22 protein-coding genes are annotated in these 19335 nt (G+C 55.0%); 1 reads left to right on the forward strand and 21 read right to left on the reverse strand.

Annotated elements, in window-relative coordinates; genetic code table 11:
- Positions 1-124 precede the first annotated feature (124 nt).
- Entirely contained in the window at positions 125-628 is a 504-nt protein-coding gene (locus H7A76_RS21870) for a transcriptional regulator (protein WP_185700429.1), read from the forward strand.
- 230 nt (positions 629-858) lie between these two features.
- On the opposite strand, the gene H7A76_RS21875 is transcribed toward H7A76_RS21870, so the two are convergent.
- From H7A76_RS21875 to pilO2, 21 genes are all read right to left on the reverse strand, one after another.
- A complete protein-coding gene (locus H7A76_RS21875; RefSeq protein ID WP_185700430.1) occupies positions 859-3102 on the reverse strand; it encodes an SNF2-related protein in 2244 nt (747 codons plus the stop codon).
- A 91-nt stretch (positions 3103-3193) separates the two neighbouring features.
- Positions 3194-4633, reverse strand: coding sequence for a DUF6094 domain-containing protein (locus H7A76_RS21880; protein ID WP_185700431.1), 1440 nt, complete (start codon positions 4631-4633; stop codon positions 3194-3196).
- Positions 4634-4656: 23 nt separating this feature from the next.
- Positions 4657-5259: a hypothetical protein gene (locus tag H7A76_RS21885; protein ID WP_185700432.1), complete on the reverse strand. Its 603-nt coding sequence runs from the start codon at positions 5257-5259 to the stop codon at positions 4657-4659.
- A gap of 70 nt (positions 5260-5329) precedes the next feature.
- Positions 5330-5584: a hypothetical protein gene (locus tag H7A76_RS21890; protein WP_185700433.1), complete on the reverse strand. Its 255-nt coding sequence runs from the start codon at positions 5582-5584 to the stop codon at positions 5330-5332.
- Between the two features lie 94 nt (positions 5585-5678).
- Positions 5679-6284: a DUF3275 family protein gene (locus tag H7A76_RS21895; protein ID WP_185700434.1), complete on the reverse strand. Its 606-nt coding sequence runs from the start codon at positions 6282-6284 to the stop codon at positions 5679-5681.
- A 67-nt stretch (positions 6285-6351) separates the two neighbouring features.
- Positions 6352-7065, reverse strand: coding sequence for an ABC transporter substrate-binding protein (locus tag H7A76_RS21900; RefSeq protein WP_185700435.1), 714 nt, complete (start codon positions 7063-7065; stop codon positions 6352-6354).
- A gap of 640 nt (positions 7066-7705) precedes the next feature.
- Positions 7706-7999 carry a hypothetical protein gene (locus tag H7A76_RS21905; RefSeq protein ID WP_185700436.1) on the reverse strand — a complete coding sequence of 98 codons (294 nt, stop codon included), beginning with the start codon at positions 7997-7999 and terminating at the stop codon, positions 7706-7708.
- Positions 8000-8141: 142 nt separating this feature from the next.
- Entirely contained in the window at positions 8142-8471 is a 330-nt protein-coding gene (locus tag H7A76_RS21910) for a hypothetical protein (protein ID WP_185700437.1), read from the reverse strand.
- Positions 8472-8584: 113 nt separating this feature from the next.
- Complete coding sequence (locus tag H7A76_RS21915) at positions 8585-8833, reverse strand: hypothetical protein (RefSeq protein WP_185700438.1); 249 nt, start codon at positions 8831-8833, stop codon at positions 8585-8587.
- A gap of 56 nt (positions 8834-8889) precedes the next feature.
- Positions 8890-9039 carry a hypothetical protein gene (locus H7A76_RS21920; protein WP_185700439.1) on the reverse strand — a complete coding sequence of 50 codons (150 nt, stop codon included), beginning with the start codon at positions 9037-9039 and terminating at the stop codon, positions 8890-8892.
- Between the two features lie 64 nt (positions 9040-9103).
- On the reverse strand, positions 9104-9580 hold the full coding sequence (locus H7A76_RS21925; protein WP_260498050.1) for an STY4534 family ICE replication protein: 477 nt from the start codon (positions 9578-9580) through the stop codon (positions 9104-9106).
- A gap of 465 nt (positions 9581-10045) precedes the next feature.
- A complete protein-coding gene (locus H7A76_RS21930) occupies positions 10046-10222 on the reverse strand; it encodes a hypothetical protein (RefSeq protein ID WP_164487294.1) in 177 nt (58 codons plus the stop codon).
- Between the two features lie 66 nt (positions 10223-10288).
- Positions 10289-10633, reverse strand: a complete 345-nt coding sequence (locus tag H7A76_RS21935) for a hypothetical protein (protein WP_185700440.1) — start codon at positions 10631-10633, stop codon at positions 10289-10291.
- A gap of 859 nt (positions 10634-11492) precedes the next feature.
- Positions 11493-11933 (reverse strand): type IV pilus biogenesis protein PilM, encoded by a 441-nt coding sequence (gene pilM, locus H7A76_RS21940; protein ID WP_185700441.1) that lies wholly within the window; start codon positions 11931-11933, stop codon positions 11493-11495.
- Between the two features lie 101 nt (positions 11934-12034).
- Positions 12035-13297, reverse strand: a complete 1263-nt coding sequence (gene pilV / locus H7A76_RS21945) for a shufflon system plasmid conjugative transfer pilus tip adhesin PilV (RefSeq protein ID WP_260498051.1) — start codon at positions 13295-13297, stop codon at positions 12035-12037.
- On the reverse strand, positions 13287-14228 hold the full coding sequence (locus H7A76_RS21950; RefSeq protein WP_185700442.1) for an ATPase, T2SS/T4P/T4SS family: 942 nt from the start codon (positions 14226-14228) through the stop codon (positions 13287-13289). Before H7A76_RS21950 ends, pilV begins: the two co-directional genes overlap by 11 nt.
- 20 nt (positions 14229-14248) lie before the next feature.
- Positions 14249-14764, reverse strand: a complete 516-nt coding sequence (locus H7A76_RS21955; RefSeq protein ID WP_185700443.1) for a type 4 pilus major pilin — start codon at positions 14762-14764, stop codon at positions 14249-14251.
- A 21-nt stretch (positions 14765-14785) separates the two neighbouring features.
- The gene (locus H7A76_RS21960; RefSeq protein WP_221775332.1) at positions 14786-15952 is read right to left on the reverse strand and encodes a type II secretion system F family protein; all 1167 of its coding nucleotides are present in this window, start codon (positions 15950-15952) and stop codon (positions 14786-14788) included.
- Positions 15945-17477: a GspE/PulE family protein gene (locus tag H7A76_RS21965; RefSeq protein ID WP_185700444.1), complete on the reverse strand. Its 1533-nt coding sequence runs from the start codon at positions 17475-17477 to the stop codon at positions 15945-15947. The genes H7A76_RS21960 and H7A76_RS21965 overlap by 8 nt, the downstream gene beginning before the upstream one ends.
- Positions 17474-18091 carry a type IV pilus biogenesis protein PilP gene (gene pilP, locus H7A76_RS32870; RefSeq protein ID WP_409519202.1) on the reverse strand — a complete coding sequence of 206 codons (618 nt, stop codon included), beginning with the start codon at positions 18089-18091 and terminating at the stop codon, positions 17474-17476. The genes H7A76_RS21965 and pilP overlap by 4 nt, the downstream gene beginning before the upstream one ends.
- On the reverse strand, positions 17994-19328 hold the full coding sequence (gene pilO2 / locus H7A76_RS21975) for a type 4b pilus protein PilO2 (protein WP_185700446.1): 1335 nt from the start codon (positions 19326-19328) through the stop codon (positions 17994-17996). The genes pilP and pilO2 overlap by 98 nt, the downstream gene beginning before the upstream one ends.
- Positions 19329-19335: the final 7 nt, after the last annotated feature.

Consider the following 19335-nt stretch of genomic DNA (forward strand, 5'->3'; position numbering starts at 1 on the left):
GACCTTCGCCCTGTTCGATGCCGTCGACGAACAGTGGCTGCAGTGGGCGCCGAAGATTTCCCTCAAGGAAGCCGCGCAGTGAGCGCACCTGTATATGCAATATCAATCCAAAAGGAGACAGCTGATGTCCAGGCGACTGTTCTGTGCCGCACTATTCACCGCCAGCATGTGCTTTACCGTGCAAGCACAGGAGCCTTTGCCTTCGGTCCAGGAGGTGATGAGCGAAAACAAGGAGAAGATCAAGAACCAGATCGAGTCCCTCAATTACAAGCGTAAGCGCATGGTGGAAGCCAACATGGGGCTCGATAGCGAGCAGGCCGAGACGTTCTGGCCAATCTACGGCCGCTATCGCAGCGAGATGGATGGCTTGAGCAAGGAGTCGTTCCAATTGCTGGTGGAGTACGCACGGGCATATGGCTCCGGTGCGGTCACCAACGATGACGCGGCGGGAATGATCAAGACCTATAAGGCCTTACAGGGTAAACAGCACAAGGTGCTATTTCGCTACATTGATCAGATATCGGTACGAATGTCGCCGGTGATCGCCATGCGCTTCCTGCAAATCGAGGCCCAGCTGGATGCGATGGAAGTGTTACACACCGGGAACCGCATACCGTTGATCAAGTAGGAAGCGCGCTATAGGTCGGCTGAAGCGATCCAGCCGACCTATTTCACGAGCACCTGACTACCTTTAGAATTTGGTTATTACTCCTTTATACGAGTGTTTGTATATCGCTGTGATAACAAGCTTTGGAAAATATTTGGGGTGAGCGTGAATAAGGCATCTCGTTTAGATACCACAACTCTTCCGGGGCTTCGGTAAGTGAGAGTAGCAGGTCGCCCGAAGGCGACCGTAGACTATGCCGCCACTAAATGTCTGGCCAGGGCCATTTCAACCGAGTCTCCATCTTGGTTCAAAGAGTCCAATCCTGATTCCGGCACATCCCCTGACGTGCTTTGTGCTACTGCGATCTTCTTGGCCATAAGCTGCAGGCAGGTAATCTGCGAGCTGCCGGTATAGCCCAAAAAAATCACGCGCACTGGGTGTTTCTGCCCGATACGCCAAGACCGTCGTGCTGCTTGCTGTAGGGTGTAAACGTTGTATCCCGTCTGCAGAAACACGATGGTTGGAAAATCAAGCAAGTCCAGCCCGGTCTTGACCAGCTCCGGGTTGGTGATCAGCACATCAATGCCACGGTCGACCTGATCGAGGATCCAGTCTTCACGGCGCCAGGTGTCAACGCTGGCTCGTAGTACCGCCACCTTGAGACCGGCCTGCTCGAGGACCCTCTTCAGCCTGGACGTTGTGTCGCGTGTTCCGCTGTAGACGGTGTAGGCGAGGACCTTGCGGCCTTTCGCTTTCTCCTCGATGCAAAGGCTTAACAAAGCCTGCTCCTTAGGCATCATCTGCTCGTCGTTGAAAATCGCCGGCACGAAGGCCAGGCTATCGCGAGTGCGTGGGTGCTTGACCATCTCCGATCGGAAGCAGCAGTCTGGCCAGGCCAGCAGCACATTGAGGACTACGCCCAGAAGGGTAGTGTCTCGTCGTGCAAGGGCTTGTCTAAGCTCCGCTGTCAGCTTGGAGGCCAGGCTCTGGTAGGCGGATGCCTGACCAGGCGCCATTAGTACATCGATAAACTCCTCGTTGTAGGTGGGTAGGATGTTCCCGCCGATGTCTTTCAGCTTGAGGAACACGGTGAAGGGCAGTACGAAGCGGTGGATGCCTTTCGGGCCGAAGCCCGGGGCTTTCACTGTTCGAACTGAGAGCTTCTTGCCTTTGGCTGTCTTGTGCGAATCTCCATCGTGCTCGGTATAGATGTCTTTCAGGACCCCGTGATCGCGCATGAACGCCATAGCCGCGGGCGCCGTGCTGCCACGGGCGTTAGGCCGATAGCCGTCCTCGATCATTCGGCGGGTCAGAATACGGAACAGAAGGTAGAACAGGTCGTCGGCGTAGCCGCCCATGAGCGTCCCGGTCAACAGCACGGTTTTGCGTGCCTTTGCCGCGAGAACACCCATAGCTTGGCCCTGGGCCGATCCGCTGTTCTTGTACTCATGCCCCTCATCGACAACCAGTAGGTCGAAGAACCCATCCGGTAGGTAGCGCTTGATGAACTCTGTTGGTTGATAGCCGCCTTCGCCGAACCCGAATTCGATGTTGGCCATCGCTCGCTCCATGCGCTTGGCCTGGCGATCGCTGAAGATGAAGTTGCCCTTGGTGTCCATTAGGTTGATGAACTCGGAAACGTTGTCAACCAACATCGAGGCCAGAAAGTCTTCGCCAAAGTCATTGAGTAGCCGCTCTGCCCGGACTGGGCCGATCGTGGGTATACGGCACATCGATTTCAGAATCGTTGAGCGCCGGTCGCCGCCATCTGCTTTACCCGGGCGCATGAGTGTCCAGAGAGCCGCATTGCAGGCGTTGCAGTTGCGGCGGCGATCACCACGTTCGAACTCGTCCACGGTAACCAGGTTGCCCTCCAGGTCCTCGAGGACATGGCCGCAATCTGGGCAAGCAGCGAGTCGCTGTCCGCCGGCAGCGCGCCTTTTAGAGCAGGCGAGCCGCCAGTGAAACCCCATGCGCATCCGCACGCGACCGAGGATGAAGAACTCCTGGCGACCGTCATAGGTTTGCCCCAACTGCTCACGCAGCTTGAGCAGTTTGATCAGCGTATCGGGGCCATTCAATACCCACACACGGGCATCAGGGATGGTCTCTAGGATCTCACGGCGCCATTTGTAGACCAGGTGAGGTGGGGAAATGACGAGAGTTCGACGATAGCCTGCTGAGTGCATAACGGCAGCAACAGCGATGGCCATCATCGTTTTCCCGGTACCCATCTCGGCGTTGATGATCGCGGCCTGCTCATTGCGATCGAGTAGCAGTGCTGCAATGGCTTGGACGACATCAGCCTGGGCCGCAAATGGCTTGCGCTTGAGGTTGTCCATTACTGCCTGGCGCTGTTCGTGAGCAATCCCGGTGTAAACAGGAGGGTTGGAGCGGTTCAACGACTCAAGGAGTTCATCACCAAATTCATCGATGAAATCGGTGAGGTTGATGTTCAGGGGGGAAGTAGCCAGTGGCTGAGTTAAAGCGTTCATGTGCATCTCCTGCAGGTGAAAAGCAGGGCATGCACGACCCCTACGGGTAGCGGCATACCCTGCGGGTTGGTTTGGGAGTTATGGACGGGGTTTAGTAATCGCTGGGGAGCAGCAAAGTTGTGTAACTGCGATCCGCTTCGGTGATGATCCAGAGCTTGGTTTCACCGCCGGCATCGATGTCGTAGCTGGAGAACAGCCTGTCACCGTGTACCAGCGCGTTCTGATTCGAAGTCCGGTCGTCATCGCATAGTTCCCCCCAGTCGCCGGACAGATGACGTCTGAGGAATTGGGTAGGATCGAGGTATTCAGTTTCCACCAGGTGGCTGAGAGTGGAGGTCATTACGATCCGGCCCGGATTGAAAAGCGGTCCTGCTGCTCGTTCTTCAGGCACAGATGCTTCGTCATTGGTCCCTGCCGAAGAGCTGATGGTCAGCACTCGGCCAAGATTCACTGACGAAGGCGTCATGTCCCACGCTCGGATGATTGGGATAAATCGATCGGTGAGGATCCTGACCTCTGTGACGTTGCCTTTCTCATCCTCGGTGAATTCGGTCTTGCGCACCTTGTCCTTGTAGGTGTCACCCTTCACGACCAAGGTACGCCCAGACTTCGAGCGTACAACGCCTGAGATTGCGCCGGCCGCTAGGGCTAGTGCCAGGTGCCAGCGCGAGAGTTCACGGACTGGCGGCCTGAGTTGTAGGCCGATTTGCCCGAAGTGCAGGTTGAAATCAGGCCAAAGGCCTCGCAGTCGCTGTATCTCGGATGCGAACTGCGTAGGCTCCAACGTGACACGGTAGAAGTGTTCCAGCTCGTTTGCAGATGATGGGATCAGGTACGATTCCCATGGCCATGAGGCCGGTATTAGTTCCGCCTGTTCCTGACCTGCGCCGATTGCCTGCAGTTGAGACTTCACCTGGTTAACGTGAGTCCTGGCCAGATCCTGCCGGCGCACTCGGATGCCGAAGATCACTACCTGCTTGAATGTGGGGTCCGCAGCGTTGTAAATGCGCAGGCTGGCAAAGTGGTTGCTGAGCCATCCTGATAGTTCGTCGTCAAGCACATAGTGCGGAACGATCAACACCATCACCCCACCGTACTGCAGGAGGGGAAGGCTGCGCTGGTAGAACGCTTTTTCCAGACGCCGCCGGCCGGTGCCCTGGTACTGCGAGGCACCGGAGTGATCCGCGACCAGATCGCCGTAGGGTGGGTTGAGCCAGAGCAAGCCGAACGACTGTCGGCTGATCAGGGTGTCGAAGAGATCGCTGTGCAGCACTCGATCGAGTAGGCCTCGAGCATGGTCTGCGCGCTCGGCATCGTATTCGACGGCGAATGCTTGGACCTGGTCGCGACCGAGCAGATGAGCTGCTTCAGCCAGCGCTACACCTTCACCGCCACAGGGGTCGAAGATTCTCATTTTTCCGGATTGAGCTTGAACGAGCGCCTGCAGAGCGCGCTCGAGGGTGACTTCGTCGGTTGGATAGTAGCCATTGCGAGCAAAGTTTCGTGCAAGGCGGGGAAACATTAGGGCCATGATGGTTCCTTGAGTGAGAGAGCTCAGGCCTGCGCCTGAGCTTCGGTTGTTAGGTGACCTTGGCGAATGAGGTCGCCAAGTTGCGGCTCGAGGACGTCGAGCTGGAGAGCAAGCCGCCAGGCGCTGACGTTGCCGATCGCGCCAGGTAGAGCCGTCAGCATCTGCTGCTGGGTGAGGACGTCCATCACCGGCTCACGCCAGTGTGGGAGTAGGGGAAGCGGGCATGTCTCCATGACCAGCGGCCACAGCCGAAGCTGGGGATCCTGGTCGCGCTCCAGGAGCGCAAAGGCAAAGTGATTGGCCTGGTCGGGCGCCGAGGCTCGTCGATCGAAAAGCCAGAGGTGCAACATGCTGCCGAATAAGGTCCCGCGGAACTGCCGCGTTGTGCGCTTTTCAAGCATGTCATGGTTGGGAAATACGGGAATGCTTCGACCGTCCATGAGGATGTGAAACTGGTCGAGACCATTCTCATCCCGTCCGAGCGTGAGCCTGGCCAGGAACTCCTGCAATGCGGTGTCGCGGCCCCAGGCCGACATGAAGACTAGATTGCGTTGCTCATCGCAGACGCAAGCATCGACATACAGGTCAGGGCATTCCTCAATTTGATACAGCGAAGTGGAACGCATGTTTGCCTCCAGAGAGGAGGCGCACTCCCAAGGGGCGTGAACGCCCCCTGGGGTGAGTGGTGGTAGAGGTTTACTGGAATGTTCCGGTGCTTGGGTCGAACGCGGTTGCAGTTGTCTGTCGAAGCGGTCCTTGACCCTGATGAAAAATCTGAATCAGGTATTGGCTACGCAGCTCTACAGCAGCTTCGGCCTGTTCTAAGGACAAGCCGAGTTCTTCGATAAAAAAGTCGACCAATTCCTCGTTTGTTGCCGAGTCGTTGTTGGACAACTCTTCTTCAATATTTGAAAGGGTTTGTTCGCTCAGATTGCTGAACAGTGGGTTCATTGGGTTGCTCCTGATTGAAATGAGGAGCCCCCTGAGGAGGCCCTTCAGGGTGTGGTTGAACAGCGATGAAAAAAGAAGTGATAGACCTAGAGGCTCAAGCCGCTTTCCGGGTCCAGGTTTGGGTTTTGAAATCCATGATGTAACCGAGTTGCTCCATACGGGCGCATTGAGCTCGTAGGCGCTTTCGGTCGACGGTGGTGTCGAGCTTCACTGTTCCTGTCAGTGGCCAAACAGTGCCGAACAAATCCGCATCGGTTGCTGTGTCGATTGTTGCCGCAGGAGTTTTGGGCACCATTCCGAATGGTTCATCCGACGCGAGAGCGCCGTTAGATGTTTTTTGAGTCGCGGGTTCAGAAACCGGTGGGGACGCAAGGGGTGTCGCCGTTTCCTCCTCCAACGGATCGGGAACGTTCGTCGACAGTTGCTCCTCATCTTCTTCGCTGAGTGTCGTTACTTCATCGAGGGTCATTCCTTCGAGTTCGGCCCTGATCTCCACGACCAGCCGCCCACCATGTGAGTAGTACGAAGGGCGGATCTGCTTGATAGCAAAGTCGCCCTGGTACTTACCCTCCTGGTATTGATCAAGCAGGGCATCCTTGATGGTGAACTCACCGATTGACGTAGCAAGACGTCCAACGTTGAAGAGGCCAAGCCGGCCGGAGACAGTACGAATGGCCAGTTGGCCTTTGATAGTGATCATAGGGACTCCCCGAAATGCCAGAGGAGCACCTGCGGGTGCTCCCGCGAGGGTGGTTAAAGAAAAGAACCTAGAAGACCGGCAATCCTTCTAATCGGCAGCCGTTGGGGTCGATGATCAGGACTCGAACATCAGCTTGCCCTGCCAAAGTGAGTACACGAATGAACTCCTCGGGAAAACCTTCTTCTGCCTGTTGGGCCTGCAGTGTTGAAAGACCGAAACCCTCAATTGCATTCAGGTGTTTGTCCGTCCAGGGAGTGCCGATTAGTTTGAAGCCAACAGCATCGCTATCTGGAAGGGCAAAGCACTCGAACATGAGTTGAGTCGTATCTGCGTGTTCTACGAGGTGCCGAAGTTCGTCCCATTCCTCATCAGGCAAATGGGCAGATGTAACCTCGAAAACGCGGCTGTAAAAGCCGGTTTCGAAGGACAACTGGTTGATCAGTACCTGTGCAATTTCAGCGGAACCAAAATCACAGATCTGCTGTGAGGTGCCATTGTTTTCTCCGTGCAATGAGTAAACCACGGTATGGATAAAGCCCTGGTTCGTCAGGGCCTCGGTTTCGGCTGAGGACGGACCGTTAATGGCAGCAGCATGAGTATCGTTGTACACGCACTCTTTACCGATAATCTGCCAGTCTTGGAGCGATTCCTGATGGCTGATGAGTGATCGATAACAAGGCTCATAGACCTCGCCAGATATGTCAGGGGTGATCATCAGTTCACGGGTAAGGAGGAAATTTTGGTAACCACGGAAGAAGGGGTTTGATCGGGAGTGGGTCATGAGACGTCCTCTAAGGGAGGAGTCGCCCAGAGGGCGGCCCCTCTGGGTGGTGTGAAGTGAAAGGCAAGCTGTTGGTTCAGACTTGCTGGAGCTCGATTGAGATGTATGGCGACTCCCCAGCTGGGAAGTTGACTTGCAGCGAAAGCGGGATCCAGTCGCGTGTGCGTCCAGAACTCCGTTTTGCATAAACCCCGAATGAGATCGGAGAGGCGTGCTGGTGCAGCTTTAGCTCTTGCCACGCAGCTTGAACAACGCTTGCTAGGCGCTGGCTCATTTCAGCAACCCGTAATGGGTTTTTTAGGTAAACCGCACGCATCCAAGCGGCGTTGTCCAGTATTACAGGGTAGGTGTGATAGGCGACTGGTGATGCAGTGGAAGGTGACATGCGAGGTCTCCATGGAGCGAGGCCTCGTCCGCGAGGATGAGATCCTCGCAGGTAGGTAAAGTTGAAACACTCCACCGACCAACTGGCCGATGCGATCGCGCTTCCGAGTGCTATGCGATCTTTGGTTTGGGTTAACGCAGTGCGCCGGAGCCTTAAACCCTGGCTCCTTTGGAGGCGCTGTCGACGACAGCGAACCAATCCGGAATGGGTGGCGCGACGAGATCGTCGTGCCAGGTGACGCGGTGATGCAGAGGATCAGTCATGGATGGGGCAAGGATGGCCAAGGGAATTTGCACAAAGAGAGCAGCGAGCTATTTTTGCGCCATAAGCGGCAGATTCCCAGCCTAGTACCCAAGCGTTCTTGAGGTCAGGCACCGACGTTAGTAAAACGGGGGGCAGGTGACTGCCGATCCGGTAGGAACTATGGCCTAGGGCTTCCGCGTCAATCAGCCCTTGTAGGAGATCCTCTTCGGATCCGACAATGACAGCTTTTTCGTAATCGGTACGGGCATTCAGCGCAAGAGTAAAAGCCTGAGTGTTTTGATGCATGGTGATTCTCCTGAGAAAGAAGGTCACCAGCCCGAAGGTTGATGATCCCGTCGGGTGATGCAGTGAATGTGAGCTAGCTCTTGAGAATTACCCCCAAGAGCTAATGTTGGAATAGGGAGAGTTAGCGCTAGAACGGCATGTCTTAGTAAATATCGTCCATCAAGGTAAGAGCGGCCTTTTTTGCAAGGAGGTGGTGCTGGCTGTCCAGCTTGATGCCTTGCTGTGCAGCTACTCGCTTGAACAACTCGTCATGAGGGAACTGATAGGAAGCCGCTTGCTTATGCAATGAGTTGAGCAGGTGAGCCTCGTATATTTCGAAGTACAGGCCACAAGCATGCATTGCCTCTTCTTGGAATTCCTCAATCTGTTCGGCAAATCGCTGCTCGAGGATGTCGAGACGCAGAAAGGAATTCGAGACAAAGGGGTTAGTGACGAAAACTTGACCAGCGAAGATCTGAGTGGCTTGAGACATGGTGATTCTCCTGAGAAAGAGGGTCACCAGCCCAACGGGCGATGAGCCCGTAGAGGGTATTGATAAGTTAACCGGCCAGCGTATAACCGACCTTGGGCGGTACCGGGATTTTCCTACCGCGTTGGAAGCACATAGTTCAGGCCATCGCGCAAGCAGAGTGCCTGGTCCTCGTAACGGTTGGAGCGTTGCAGAACTTGTCCGCAAGCGTCGGTGAGCTGCCAATAGCATTCGCCCGATTCTAGTTCGTCTACCAATATTGCAAGCAGTTGGGGGCCAACCACCAAAAGCTCAAGTTGTTGAGTGCCAACTTGCACGCTGTAAGACAGCTCAAAGCCATCTAACTCGTTCTCGTCGATACACATGGGCTTTTCCTTGGTTAAATAGCGGTGCTTCGATTAGGGGAAGTAGGAGCTAAGAATTAAGCGATAAACGAATGCTCTTGTGTCTCGTTTTTATTGTGAAAGTAATGACCTACAAGGCCAATCAGGGAGAAGCTCATCAGCACCAGGTCTCCGAGAACTACGCTGGCGGCGAATGCGATGAGGTTTAACTTGAACATTGTGTTCATAGACAATTCCTTTTGTAAGAACAAAGGCGCCTGAGGCGGCGCCTTGATTTGAAGTTGCCGAAAGTTATGCGGCGTTTTGTTGAGCATTTCCAGAGGCATCGGAATCAGCAGCGTCTTTGGGTTCGGCTTCGCGGACGTTTTCACTATTGTCTTTGGGTTTGGCTTCGTAGACGGTTTCACCATCAACTTTGATCCATCCCAAAAATAGCAGCCGGCCTTTGAGGCTTGCACCAGACTGACCCTTTTTTTCACCTTTATCGTAAGTGAACGAGTCTGCCCAGATATCACCGATGCGGAAAGAGACAAGGACTTTCTTACCAGCTTCGACCGCTTCTTTGCAGCGGCTGACGAGTTTGGTCGCTTCGGTACCGACGACATTGCAGTCGATGTAAGAATACTCGACAGCATCGCTGGCTCCATGAAGAGCGGCGATGGTTGTAGCGATGAAGGGGTTGCCTTTACGTGGCGTTACTTCGCGGATACGGTTCAGGTAGCCGATGCCAGTGGTGTGCAGGTCAAAGTATTTAGTGTCATTGCTCATGGTGAATCTCCTATTTCGGTTGAAAGCGGAGAAACACTTCGCCCATGGGGGAAAGTATTCCCCGCGAGGGTTAGAGCTCGGGATGGTGGGTATGCTGATGTAGCTTAGTTTGGCTGCTTCCATCAATCATTGCTGACTGATTGATCGCGCTTCCGGAAGCTTGGCGATCTTGGGTTAATCAACACCTGTGAAGGTGGGCAGTCTTTCAGATCATGACTGCTCGGGCTTGAGTTACTGACGACGTCAGCAGCACACGCCTACAAGAATGGAAACGGAATATTCGCTTGTCAAGCCCCCAGAAAGAAAAAGCCCTCCGGGTGGAGGGCTTGGTCTGAGAATTAATGGGCACGAAGCAATTTTTGGCACTTACGTTTTACGTTCGGCCAGTCGGCCCACACAGCCATGCTTACGCAAACAAGCAGCAGGCCAGTCAGCATGATGAGGCCAAAGGTTGTCTGGCTCATGTCAGTCCTCCGGAGTGAGGCAAATGCCTGTGATCCAGATTACAACACCTACAACAAGCGCGAAAGCCGTTAGCAGGCGATGATCACTGAGGAAGATACCTACGATGCCAGCGGCGACGGAGGTGGTGCCGATCTTGCGAAGGTCATCTGCAATCACAGCTCTTTTTTTGTTGACCATAGCTTTCCTTAGATCGCCAGGCCTTCACCCTGCCAGGTGAGGTGCCTGGCATGAGAGGGAGTGGATTTACAGCGGTGCTACTGGGGCTATGAGTTCATCCAGGGAGCCAAGGAGCGGCTTTTTAGGTTTCGCCGGTTTACGTGTACGACGTTTCGCCGGGGCAGCAGGCTTGGTATTGCTATCAAACCACTGATTCAGGTCTACGCCGCGGCGAGCGAGCGTAGGCACACGACTGAGCTCCTCCCAGTCATTGCGAGTATCAAATGCAGCTGCCACGACGGTAGCTGTGGGTATGGAGTGAACAAATTCAGCTTGTGAGGGACCTTTTAGCGCACGCAGGAACACTCTGGTGAGAGTGCCGAGCGCATAGCCAATACGGAAGTAAGACGACGGTGAAGGCATATCATTCATAGTGCTTCTCCTGCGGTTGAAATGCGGAGAAACACTGACCCTACTGGGGAGTGAATTCCCCGCTGGGTGTGTTTTGAATGAGCTGTAAGAAAAGGCAGAGAAGCACTACGCCCTACAGGGACGTGGTTCCCTGCGGGATTTGCGGAAGGGGCTTCTATCGACTGCAGTCGATTGATCGTACTACCAGAAGCTGAACGACCTTTGGGCATGTTGCTGACGACGTCAGCAGATCACATCCTAATAATCAGAGTGGGAGCGGGTTGTGTCAAGCGGGGGGAGATATGGAGGGCTGATGGGGAAAAGGGGAAGGCCGGCTGGAGCCGCCGTTCGAGGCAGGTCCAGCCGTGTCTAGAAAAAAGGTTGAAGGAGCCACCTGTGTTGGAATCGTCGATCCCTGGGCTTTGATCGCCTCGATTCTCTCCACCTGACCATTTTCGTGGCTTTGGCCAGCAAACGTGGGGCACGCATCCGCGCACAAAAGGAGCCCAGCTTTTCGCCGGCGGGCCACCGGCAGTGAAGAACTACACCCAAATAGGGGAAAAAAGGATGGGCCACCTTACCAAAGTGGCCCTTCGATTAGATATGCACCGAACCCTTTCAAACTCTATGTGCCTGTGAACTCGATCACGAGTTAGACGGCTGCGCGACTAGGAGAGCAGGGAGACACAGGGAGAGTTACAGGATCCACACGTCCTTCCCGGAGCTAAACGTGCTTAGGTTTGGTGTTGAAGCGAACCGCAACACCTGGGCGCTACTGATGACCGTCAGTAGCCAGCGGGGTTGAACCAATATTGATGTCATTATGTTGTCGGACTTACGCATATGCAAGCGAGGGGCCACCTGTTTCACATGATTGTAGTCAATTGACCGCCACTACTGCTCCCTCGGGAACTGCTAAGGGAATGGTGATTGAGGTTTGTCCGGACGATGGTGAAATCAGGAGGCCGGCACGGTTCACTCCTACGGTTGTCGACTGAGTTCGTTCAAAAAGCGTTGCAGAAAGCCCAACTGGTGCAGAATCTGCGATGAACGTGTAACTCTGGCCCATGGCCAGATAGGCACTGACACCTGAGGGCTTCACAAACCACGATGGTAGATTCAGTAGCCCATCTTGGGGGATACCGGAGTACCCGGGATTTTTTTGGGCATACTCGGCTACAGCGGACCGATATACGAGCATGTTCCGGCTCAAAGAGTCCAAATCCGCCTGATCTGAAAGCATTGTTGAGTTATTTTGGTACCGTACAGACAGACTGGTGACCAGCAGAAGCACTGTGAAAACCGCCCAATAGAACCACATGATTTGATCCTCAGTTAGCAATCCCAAGAGTGTGTTCGACCTAGGCCTGATCGTCCTTTAGACACTTATAGGTAGAGGCACACGTGCCCGGGCGAGTTAGTTTATGGACAGCGAGACTGTAGCCAGTTGATTGGATAGTTATTACCTATCATGTAGCCCAGCAGGACTCGCTTGTTGGAGGAGAAAACCTGGTAGTAAGCATTCGTATCGGAGATCTGTATGAGGGCAGCCGATACCCAGCCGGCCACAGCAGTAAAAGTCGATCCATATGAGAATCGGTACTCACAAAGAGGATTGAATGGAGAAGCATCTGACAAGGGTACAGGCTCCCATCCGTTCTGTTTCTTCCACACCCCGGATTGGCAAGATAGTGTGAGGCCGGCTGAGTTCTTAGCTATGAGCTTGTTGTCGCTGCAGGCATCACCCTCTTTAGCAAGCCCCCCGATCGACAGGTATTCGTTCGTTGCGAGCCGGCCGCTTGCTGTGATCGTGCTCGAGGAGGTGACCTTGCCAGCGGCTACTTCACCTCCTGTGGCGAGTCCCTTGTTGTTGAAAATGCGCACGTAGTCAGCGTCAGACTGGTAGATGCCGCCTCCCCATTTTTCGCTGTACCAGCCGGTATCCCCGCGGGTCCTGAACCAGCCTCCCGTGTAGGTTTCTCCAGACACGTTCGCCGTTGTTGCATTGAGAGTGCCCGTGTTGTTGATGTCGTTGCCGCCCATGTCGATGTGGGTATTCATCCTGTTGAGTTCAGGCCGATTAGGTACTGCGTTTCGGTACAAGTAGTCGTTGGCCAGATCACCGTCCATTAAAAATAGCGCGCTGGCTGTATGGCCTGGACCAGGATTGATGGCGTAGTTGCTCAGTGCGAGCTGCCATCCACCCCTAACCCCTTGGATGACATTCGGCGAGGTCGAGGAGATAAAACCGCCAGGGCCGCCCAGATGCTCAGCCATGCTCCGGATCCCGAGCTCTGGAATTACCTGGCCACCGATTGATAGTGCGATGACTTCTAGCTGATTGGGATTTGGCTTGCGGGCCAGCCCGACAATGGTCTGGCCGAAGCTATTCGAATCAGTGAACCCCGCTGGCAAGTATTTTGTATTGATGAGCATCGGGACGGTGATTTGCACCGGGGCTGTCGCCGTCGCGTTGGCCAGGACGGTGCTGTAATTGTCTTTGACGTATTTGCTGAGGGCTTGGGCGATGGTCTTTTGCTTATTTGCGGCTATTTCATAATCTTGCGAATCCTGTTGCCTGATGATCAGACCTGTCGCAAGTGTCGTCATCAGCGCTAGCACCACCAGCGCCATCACTGCATCAATGGTCAGCATCCCTGCTTGCTTGCGTTTACTACTGGTCATTCCAGAGGCTCCTCGCAGCCTGGCTCGCTATGTCTTGCTCGAGCATCTGCATCTTGTCTGATCGGATCTTTTCTCTAATCCCGTTACTTTCGCTGGAGGCCAAGGAGAGACACTGCAGCTTGAGACGTTTGAATCCACTGCCGTCTTTCAGCAGCGTTTGATGAATGACGGCGATGAGCCCTTGAGCAAGTATCTGGAGCGCGTTCGGCAGCACTGGTTGGGCCAGCACGGCGAGACGCTCTATCCCCTGAATCACAGAGCCTGAATGCCCTGTACAGATGATGAAGTGCCCGTTGATCGATGCCTGCACAACCTGTGCAGCTGGAGGGGTGTCTCGAACCTCACCGACAAGGATCATCTCGGCCCTGGTGCGAAGTGCCCGGATGAGTGCCTCCTCATAACCACCCTGGCGGCGCGAAACCGGAACCTGCACACACCTGCCTTCTCCATGCACGCCGTGCAACAGAGGCTCTGGAGGATCCTCGATCGTGAGAGCCATACCACCCCATTTTTCGAGACGTGCCTTGACCAGCGAAGCGGCACTTGATGTCTTGCCCGATCCCATCTCTCCGCAGATGAAAATGAGCCCCCTAAGCGCTTGGCTTAGGAGCGTGTCGTGGAGCTCATCGGACAGCCCCAGATCATCCAATGGAAGAATTTTTACGGCTGATTTACTCAACACAAAGAGGGACTTGTTGTTGAGGTCCGATAGCTGGGTAACGCGGAAAGCAACACCCTCATGAATCAGCGAAAATTCAGGTTCCTGGGTTGCGGTGAAGTGTTCATGGCAGCGTTCACGTAGCACCTGGATCTCCTCTAACCACTCTCCTGGAGCGGGTGCCCGAGGAGGGTGGTCAGGAAGTCCCTTCACGTCAGCGAAGCCGTCTCCGAGATAGAGGTCGACGAAGGTGGCTTCAGAGATAGTGCTCATCCGGTGATCCTTCGTCCTGACTAGAAGAAGGTCCAGGCAATGGTATTGGTGTCTCCAGAGCAACTGGTTGAAGCGGTCGTGCCGAGAATCTCGCCAGCGGTAGCGGAGCCGCCATTGATCGAGGTCGTAGTCTTTTGGTCTTTTGCGACCTTTGTGGCAAGCACAATGCAAGCGTTCGCCGGCAGGTTGGTCTCGGTGATGGTGAAGGTCATGCCATTACTCACAACGGTCACAGCTCCGTTCCACTGGTTGACCAGGGTGTTGCCATTCTTGCCCATGGTGCCAATGCCCTCGAGTTTGATGAGGGATGGAACCATGTTCGCGCCGGACGTCCCGTAACCGCCTGAGCCTTTGAGTTTTTTGGTGCTTGCAACCATGGTGCTGATGTTGCTCTGCTCAATCGCTGTGTCGGAGTTGCCTAGCATTGACCAAGCGATTACCAGAATGAAGCCCAGTGCGACGGCGATCAGCATCAGCCAAAACACGCCGTCAATCGAAAGAAAACCGCCTTGTTTTTTGGGGGAACGAATAGCCATGTCATTTACCTTTTTGACTGCTTAGAAACTTGCCGAGTCCATCACGCCACGGGCCATTTCGAAGATCCCCACTACGACCAGGATCATCAAAACGCCCATGCATACCGATGAAAAAGCGATAAGAAATTTGGAGGTTGCCTCGACCTTTCGGAGGGTCTGCTCAAGCCAGCGAGATGCGAAACGCTCCATGGATTCGGCAAAACCTTTGCGCACGGCCAGCACTTCCAGGTAATGAATGGCCATGGCGTCAGGAAACTTATGGCCAGCAAGTTTCAGCGCTTGGCCGAAGTTCTTGCCGGAGCGAACGCCGTAGTGAATGGCGTCTAAGCGCTCTCGTAGCCATGGGGGTGCCCCCCGCTTGAGGATGGTCAGCGCGTCGAGCTGGTTGATGCCGCTGCGCAGCATTACTGACATGTTCATCAGAAAGATCGACCCATGAAGGACCTTGTAGATGCTCCAGGGCGGCGCGGACTCAAGCTTCAGCCGCGCTCTCTGTAAGATCCTGCTCAACTGAATCTTCCAACTAGGACTGGTTGGCTCGAGCGCAAGGCCGCAAAAGACAGGCAAGGTTAGAGTTGATGTGAGAATGACGATCACCACCGCACCCAGAATGAAGAACCCGTAATGGCTCACCAGATTTGAAAGGTGGTAGAGAAGCGCTGGTACTCCGGTCCAGGCATCTGGATCTGAGCGTTTGGTCATCGACGGCACCATCCATAGTGCAATCACGTAAAGCAATGCCCACATCAGACTCCAGGTAAGAGAAGGCATAGCAATCACCGACTGTATGAGTCGGGCAATTCGTTGACGTATCTCGATGATCCGCACACAGTCCCGGAATGCCTGAACCAGCTTGCCGGTCTCCTCACCGGTCTCAATGAGCGAGACTTCCTCGTAAGGCAGCCGGCGCCGGCAGGATTGGGCCAGGGACTTCCCTCCACGAACGGACATCGCGATCTCGGAGCAAACGATTGAAACTGGATGCAGTTCTTTACCGTCATTGCTGAAGGCTTTTTGAACTGTTTCAAGTGCTACCTCGATCGAAATACCGTCCTCGAGCACGCCCATCAGGCTCTCGTAGAACTGAATGCGCTCCTTTTTTCCAAACTGGGCAGCGTAGAACCTGGCCACCCAGTCGCGTGTGGCCTCTTTGAGACCAGTGATTAGATCCTGAAGGTGATCAAGCATGGCTGAGCTCCACCAACTGGCGGTCAAAGTCCAGAGGGCCAATCAGTGTTTCAGCATGTCGCGGATCCACTGTGCCGGCTTTGATCTTTCTAATGGCGTGATCGATCTTGGTGATGCCGCCCATCTCCTTGACCCAGTGCCGGCGAGCAGCACTCGCTCCCTTCTCGGAGAAGATCTTCATGAAAAGCAGGTCTGTCATAAGGATCTCGGCCACTACGGTGCGGCCTGCCACCCCTAGATTTTTGCAATCAGGGCACCCTGGGCCGACCAGGTTCACCTGGTCGATGATCTGGAGTTGCTCCAGTCGTTCAAGTAGGCCTTGGCTTACGCTATCGAGATGATCTCGCAGGGGCACGCAGCAGGACTGACACAGCAAAGGGAGAAGCGACTGATTGATGAGCCCCGTTGTCAGCGCTGGATCGGTCACCAGGTAATCTGGTACACCCATGTCGATAAGGCGCTGGAGTGACGCAACTGCGTTGTTGGTATGCAGTGTGCTCCAGACCAAGTGGCCGGTCATTCCGCCACTGTAAGCGGCTTGTGCGGACTCGAGATCACGAATCTCACCGTACATGAGCACGTCTGGATCAAGCCGTACCGAGTTTTTGATCCCTGCTTGCCAGCTTTCACTAGGTCCCAGCGGGGACTGGTTGGCTTTGAGTGGGTATTCGGGAGGGTCCTCGATCGTGAGGATGTGGCGCGTGCCCTCGGTTTCTTCGAAGAGGAGATTCAGGTTGATCTGCAGCGACTTCGATTTACCGGATCCGGTAGGGCCGGTGATCAGATTGACGCCGTAGGGGAGGCTGCGCAGGCGTGCATACTGAGCAATCTGTTCAGGTAGAAAACCGAGATCCTCAAGCGATGCCTTCGACTCATCGTCGTAGAGCAGACGCATCACCATCAGCGGTCCATCGACTAACGGCCGGGTCGAAAGGCGAGCACCAAATAAACCGAGGGTTTCTACAAAGCTGCGGGCAACACGGGCATCTTGTGGGATGGTCGGCTGAAAGTGATCTTTGGTGACGTCGCACATGCTGTTGTACAGCGCAGAACACAGCTCCAGTCCCACGCCGCTTTTTTCCTGGGCTGCCTCCCACAGCAAGCCGTGGATACGATAAAAGATCTTGGTGATCTCATATCCGACCACGATGTGGATGTCGCTTGCTCCTCGCTTGTGTGCGTCCGCCAAGATCCTTAGTGCATGCGCTTGGCGGACAGTATCGACTTGATCTGAACCGATGGTCTGGCTTGATGCTTGATAGATCGACTTGATATCGGTCATCGAGCAAGGCTTGATCACGTACTCGAACTGCTCATGCTCGAGCTTATCCATGAAGGCCATGACATGCGGGTCGGCCTGGTGCTGCGCTGAAATATGCAGTGTGCCGTCTTCGGTCAGGGCGCAGATCTGTCGCTGGTCGGGTTTGAGCTCGAAGCGTTCTCCCTGCGCGGTTAGCACAAGACCAGAGAACTCGGAGGAGGCCGATATCGAACTCGTCAGTGGTGGGCTTTCTAAGATCGTCATGGACGCTGCTCCCACTGAGGTATGGCCTGGCCAGGTAGTGCTGTCGGGACCGCGGACACACCTGTTGGAGCTTGGTTGGAGAAGCCCAACTGGTAGCGCTTTCCTTTGCGCTCTACGGTTACTCCATCCAGGGAGACTTGGACCACCCGGTACCCACCAGGAATCTCCCTGCCGGCCGTGGTATCGAGCTCAATCCCCCCAGCAAATAGCAACGTTGCCTGCAGCTTCTTGGACGATCCGGAAATGGTCCGAACGACTGGTAGAGCTGGCTCGCCGGGCTCGCGAAGTATTGGCGTTGGCTGCGATGTCCGCCCTTCAAGTCCACCTACTGCAGTAGACGAGGGGGTCACAGCTGCGCCGATATCTCTTTCAGCTTTGGCACGCTCGGCCTGGGCTCTGTACAGAATCGTTTCGCTTTGTACCTTGCCGAGTTCACCCACGTTGATCCCAGAGAGATCGGGTGGAGATGCGGTCGCGTAAGAGCTGGCCAGGGCAAGCAAGCCAAGTAGCCATGAGTCATTTCGCATAGAGATCTCCTTTGACAGACCACATGAGGTGGCCAGCTTTGTATTCGGTCTTGATTTCGCGCAGCCGTAGCCCCTGGCTGGGCGCATCTCCGAGTGCGTCGTATGGAAGAACGCCGCTCACAACATCAAGCTGAAATTGCTTCCACTGCGGAGGTGGTGGAGGAGGGGGAGCAGGCTGCCCTGGAAGCGCCGGTTGTTGAGGCACAACGACAGGCACTTCTTTCAGCTTGGGTTCTTGTGAGAAGCGATGCAGCCAGGTTGAGAGGTCTGCAAGCGCGTCTATGGCGTCGATCAGAGGCTCATCGCCTGCAGCCGGCAGTGAAAGGCTGAACTGAAGGGTGGCTGAGCTACCTTCATCAAAGAACGCGGGGTGATCAGAGAAATATCCTTTGCTCGCATTGATGAGTTCTGCAGCGGTGCTGTTACCCGTCCGTTTGTAAGATGCTAGGACTTGATTCCCATCGCACTGGGCATCAGCGAAGGACCAGCCGGAGATGTTCAGCGGCAGTTGGTACAGCACTTCGCTGCAACCCTGGATGAACGTTGTGACGGACGGCAGTGTTGCCCAAGGGTGATCGAGGGCCTGAGCTGGCTGTTGCGTCCCAGTCTCGGCTTGGAGTTTCTCCAGATCTGCCAGACGACGCTTCTCTGCTTCGATCAGTGCTTCTTGAGCGATCCTTTGCTTGTGAGCATTCCACTGCAACCAGCCGATAAAGGCCCCGCCGATCAGTAGGCCGATAATGCTCAGTTGCAATATCTCTGCTTTGGAGAGGCCGAACACCAGTGGCCTGAGGCGATACTCGCGCTTGAGCTTTGAGGGGTGTAGTAACTCCTCGACGTCTAGAGGAGTACCACCCATGCCGAACTCTGTTGGCAGATACCAGGCTTCGAACTCAATGCCACGACTGCGTTGCTGAGAGACCCGCTTGCGAACTTCCGCTTCAGTACCCATGACGTCGCAACCCGGGATGACGCCTCCGTCATGCACCGCGACGACAGCGAAGCGATCATCCTCATCTGACACACGCCAGGCTGCTACCCATGACTCGCCCAGCTGGCCTGCCAAGGTGGAGGCCAGTGAGTACATTCCTTTCGTCACACCATCGTTTCGGGAGACGAAACCCGCTTGGATAGTCCGCGTAGATCGTCTAATGGTGACGATGTCGAGCTGGTTTTCCTTGCCGAATTGCCGGGCTTCTTTCATGTAGCCGGTGACACTATCTAGCGGCTGCCAGCGGAGTCCGGTCACGAATGTGTAGCCGCCGTGTGACAGCAGCTGTACTCGGGATCGGGTTGTCTTCGGCGCAGGGGCTTCTGAGCTCATGATCAGG

It is taken from the genome of Pseudomonas sp. MSSRFD41 (genome assembly GCF_014230245.1).
Lineage (GTDB): Bacteria > Pseudomonadota > Gammaproteobacteria > Pseudomonadales > Pseudomonadaceae > Aquipseudomonas > Aquipseudomonas piscis.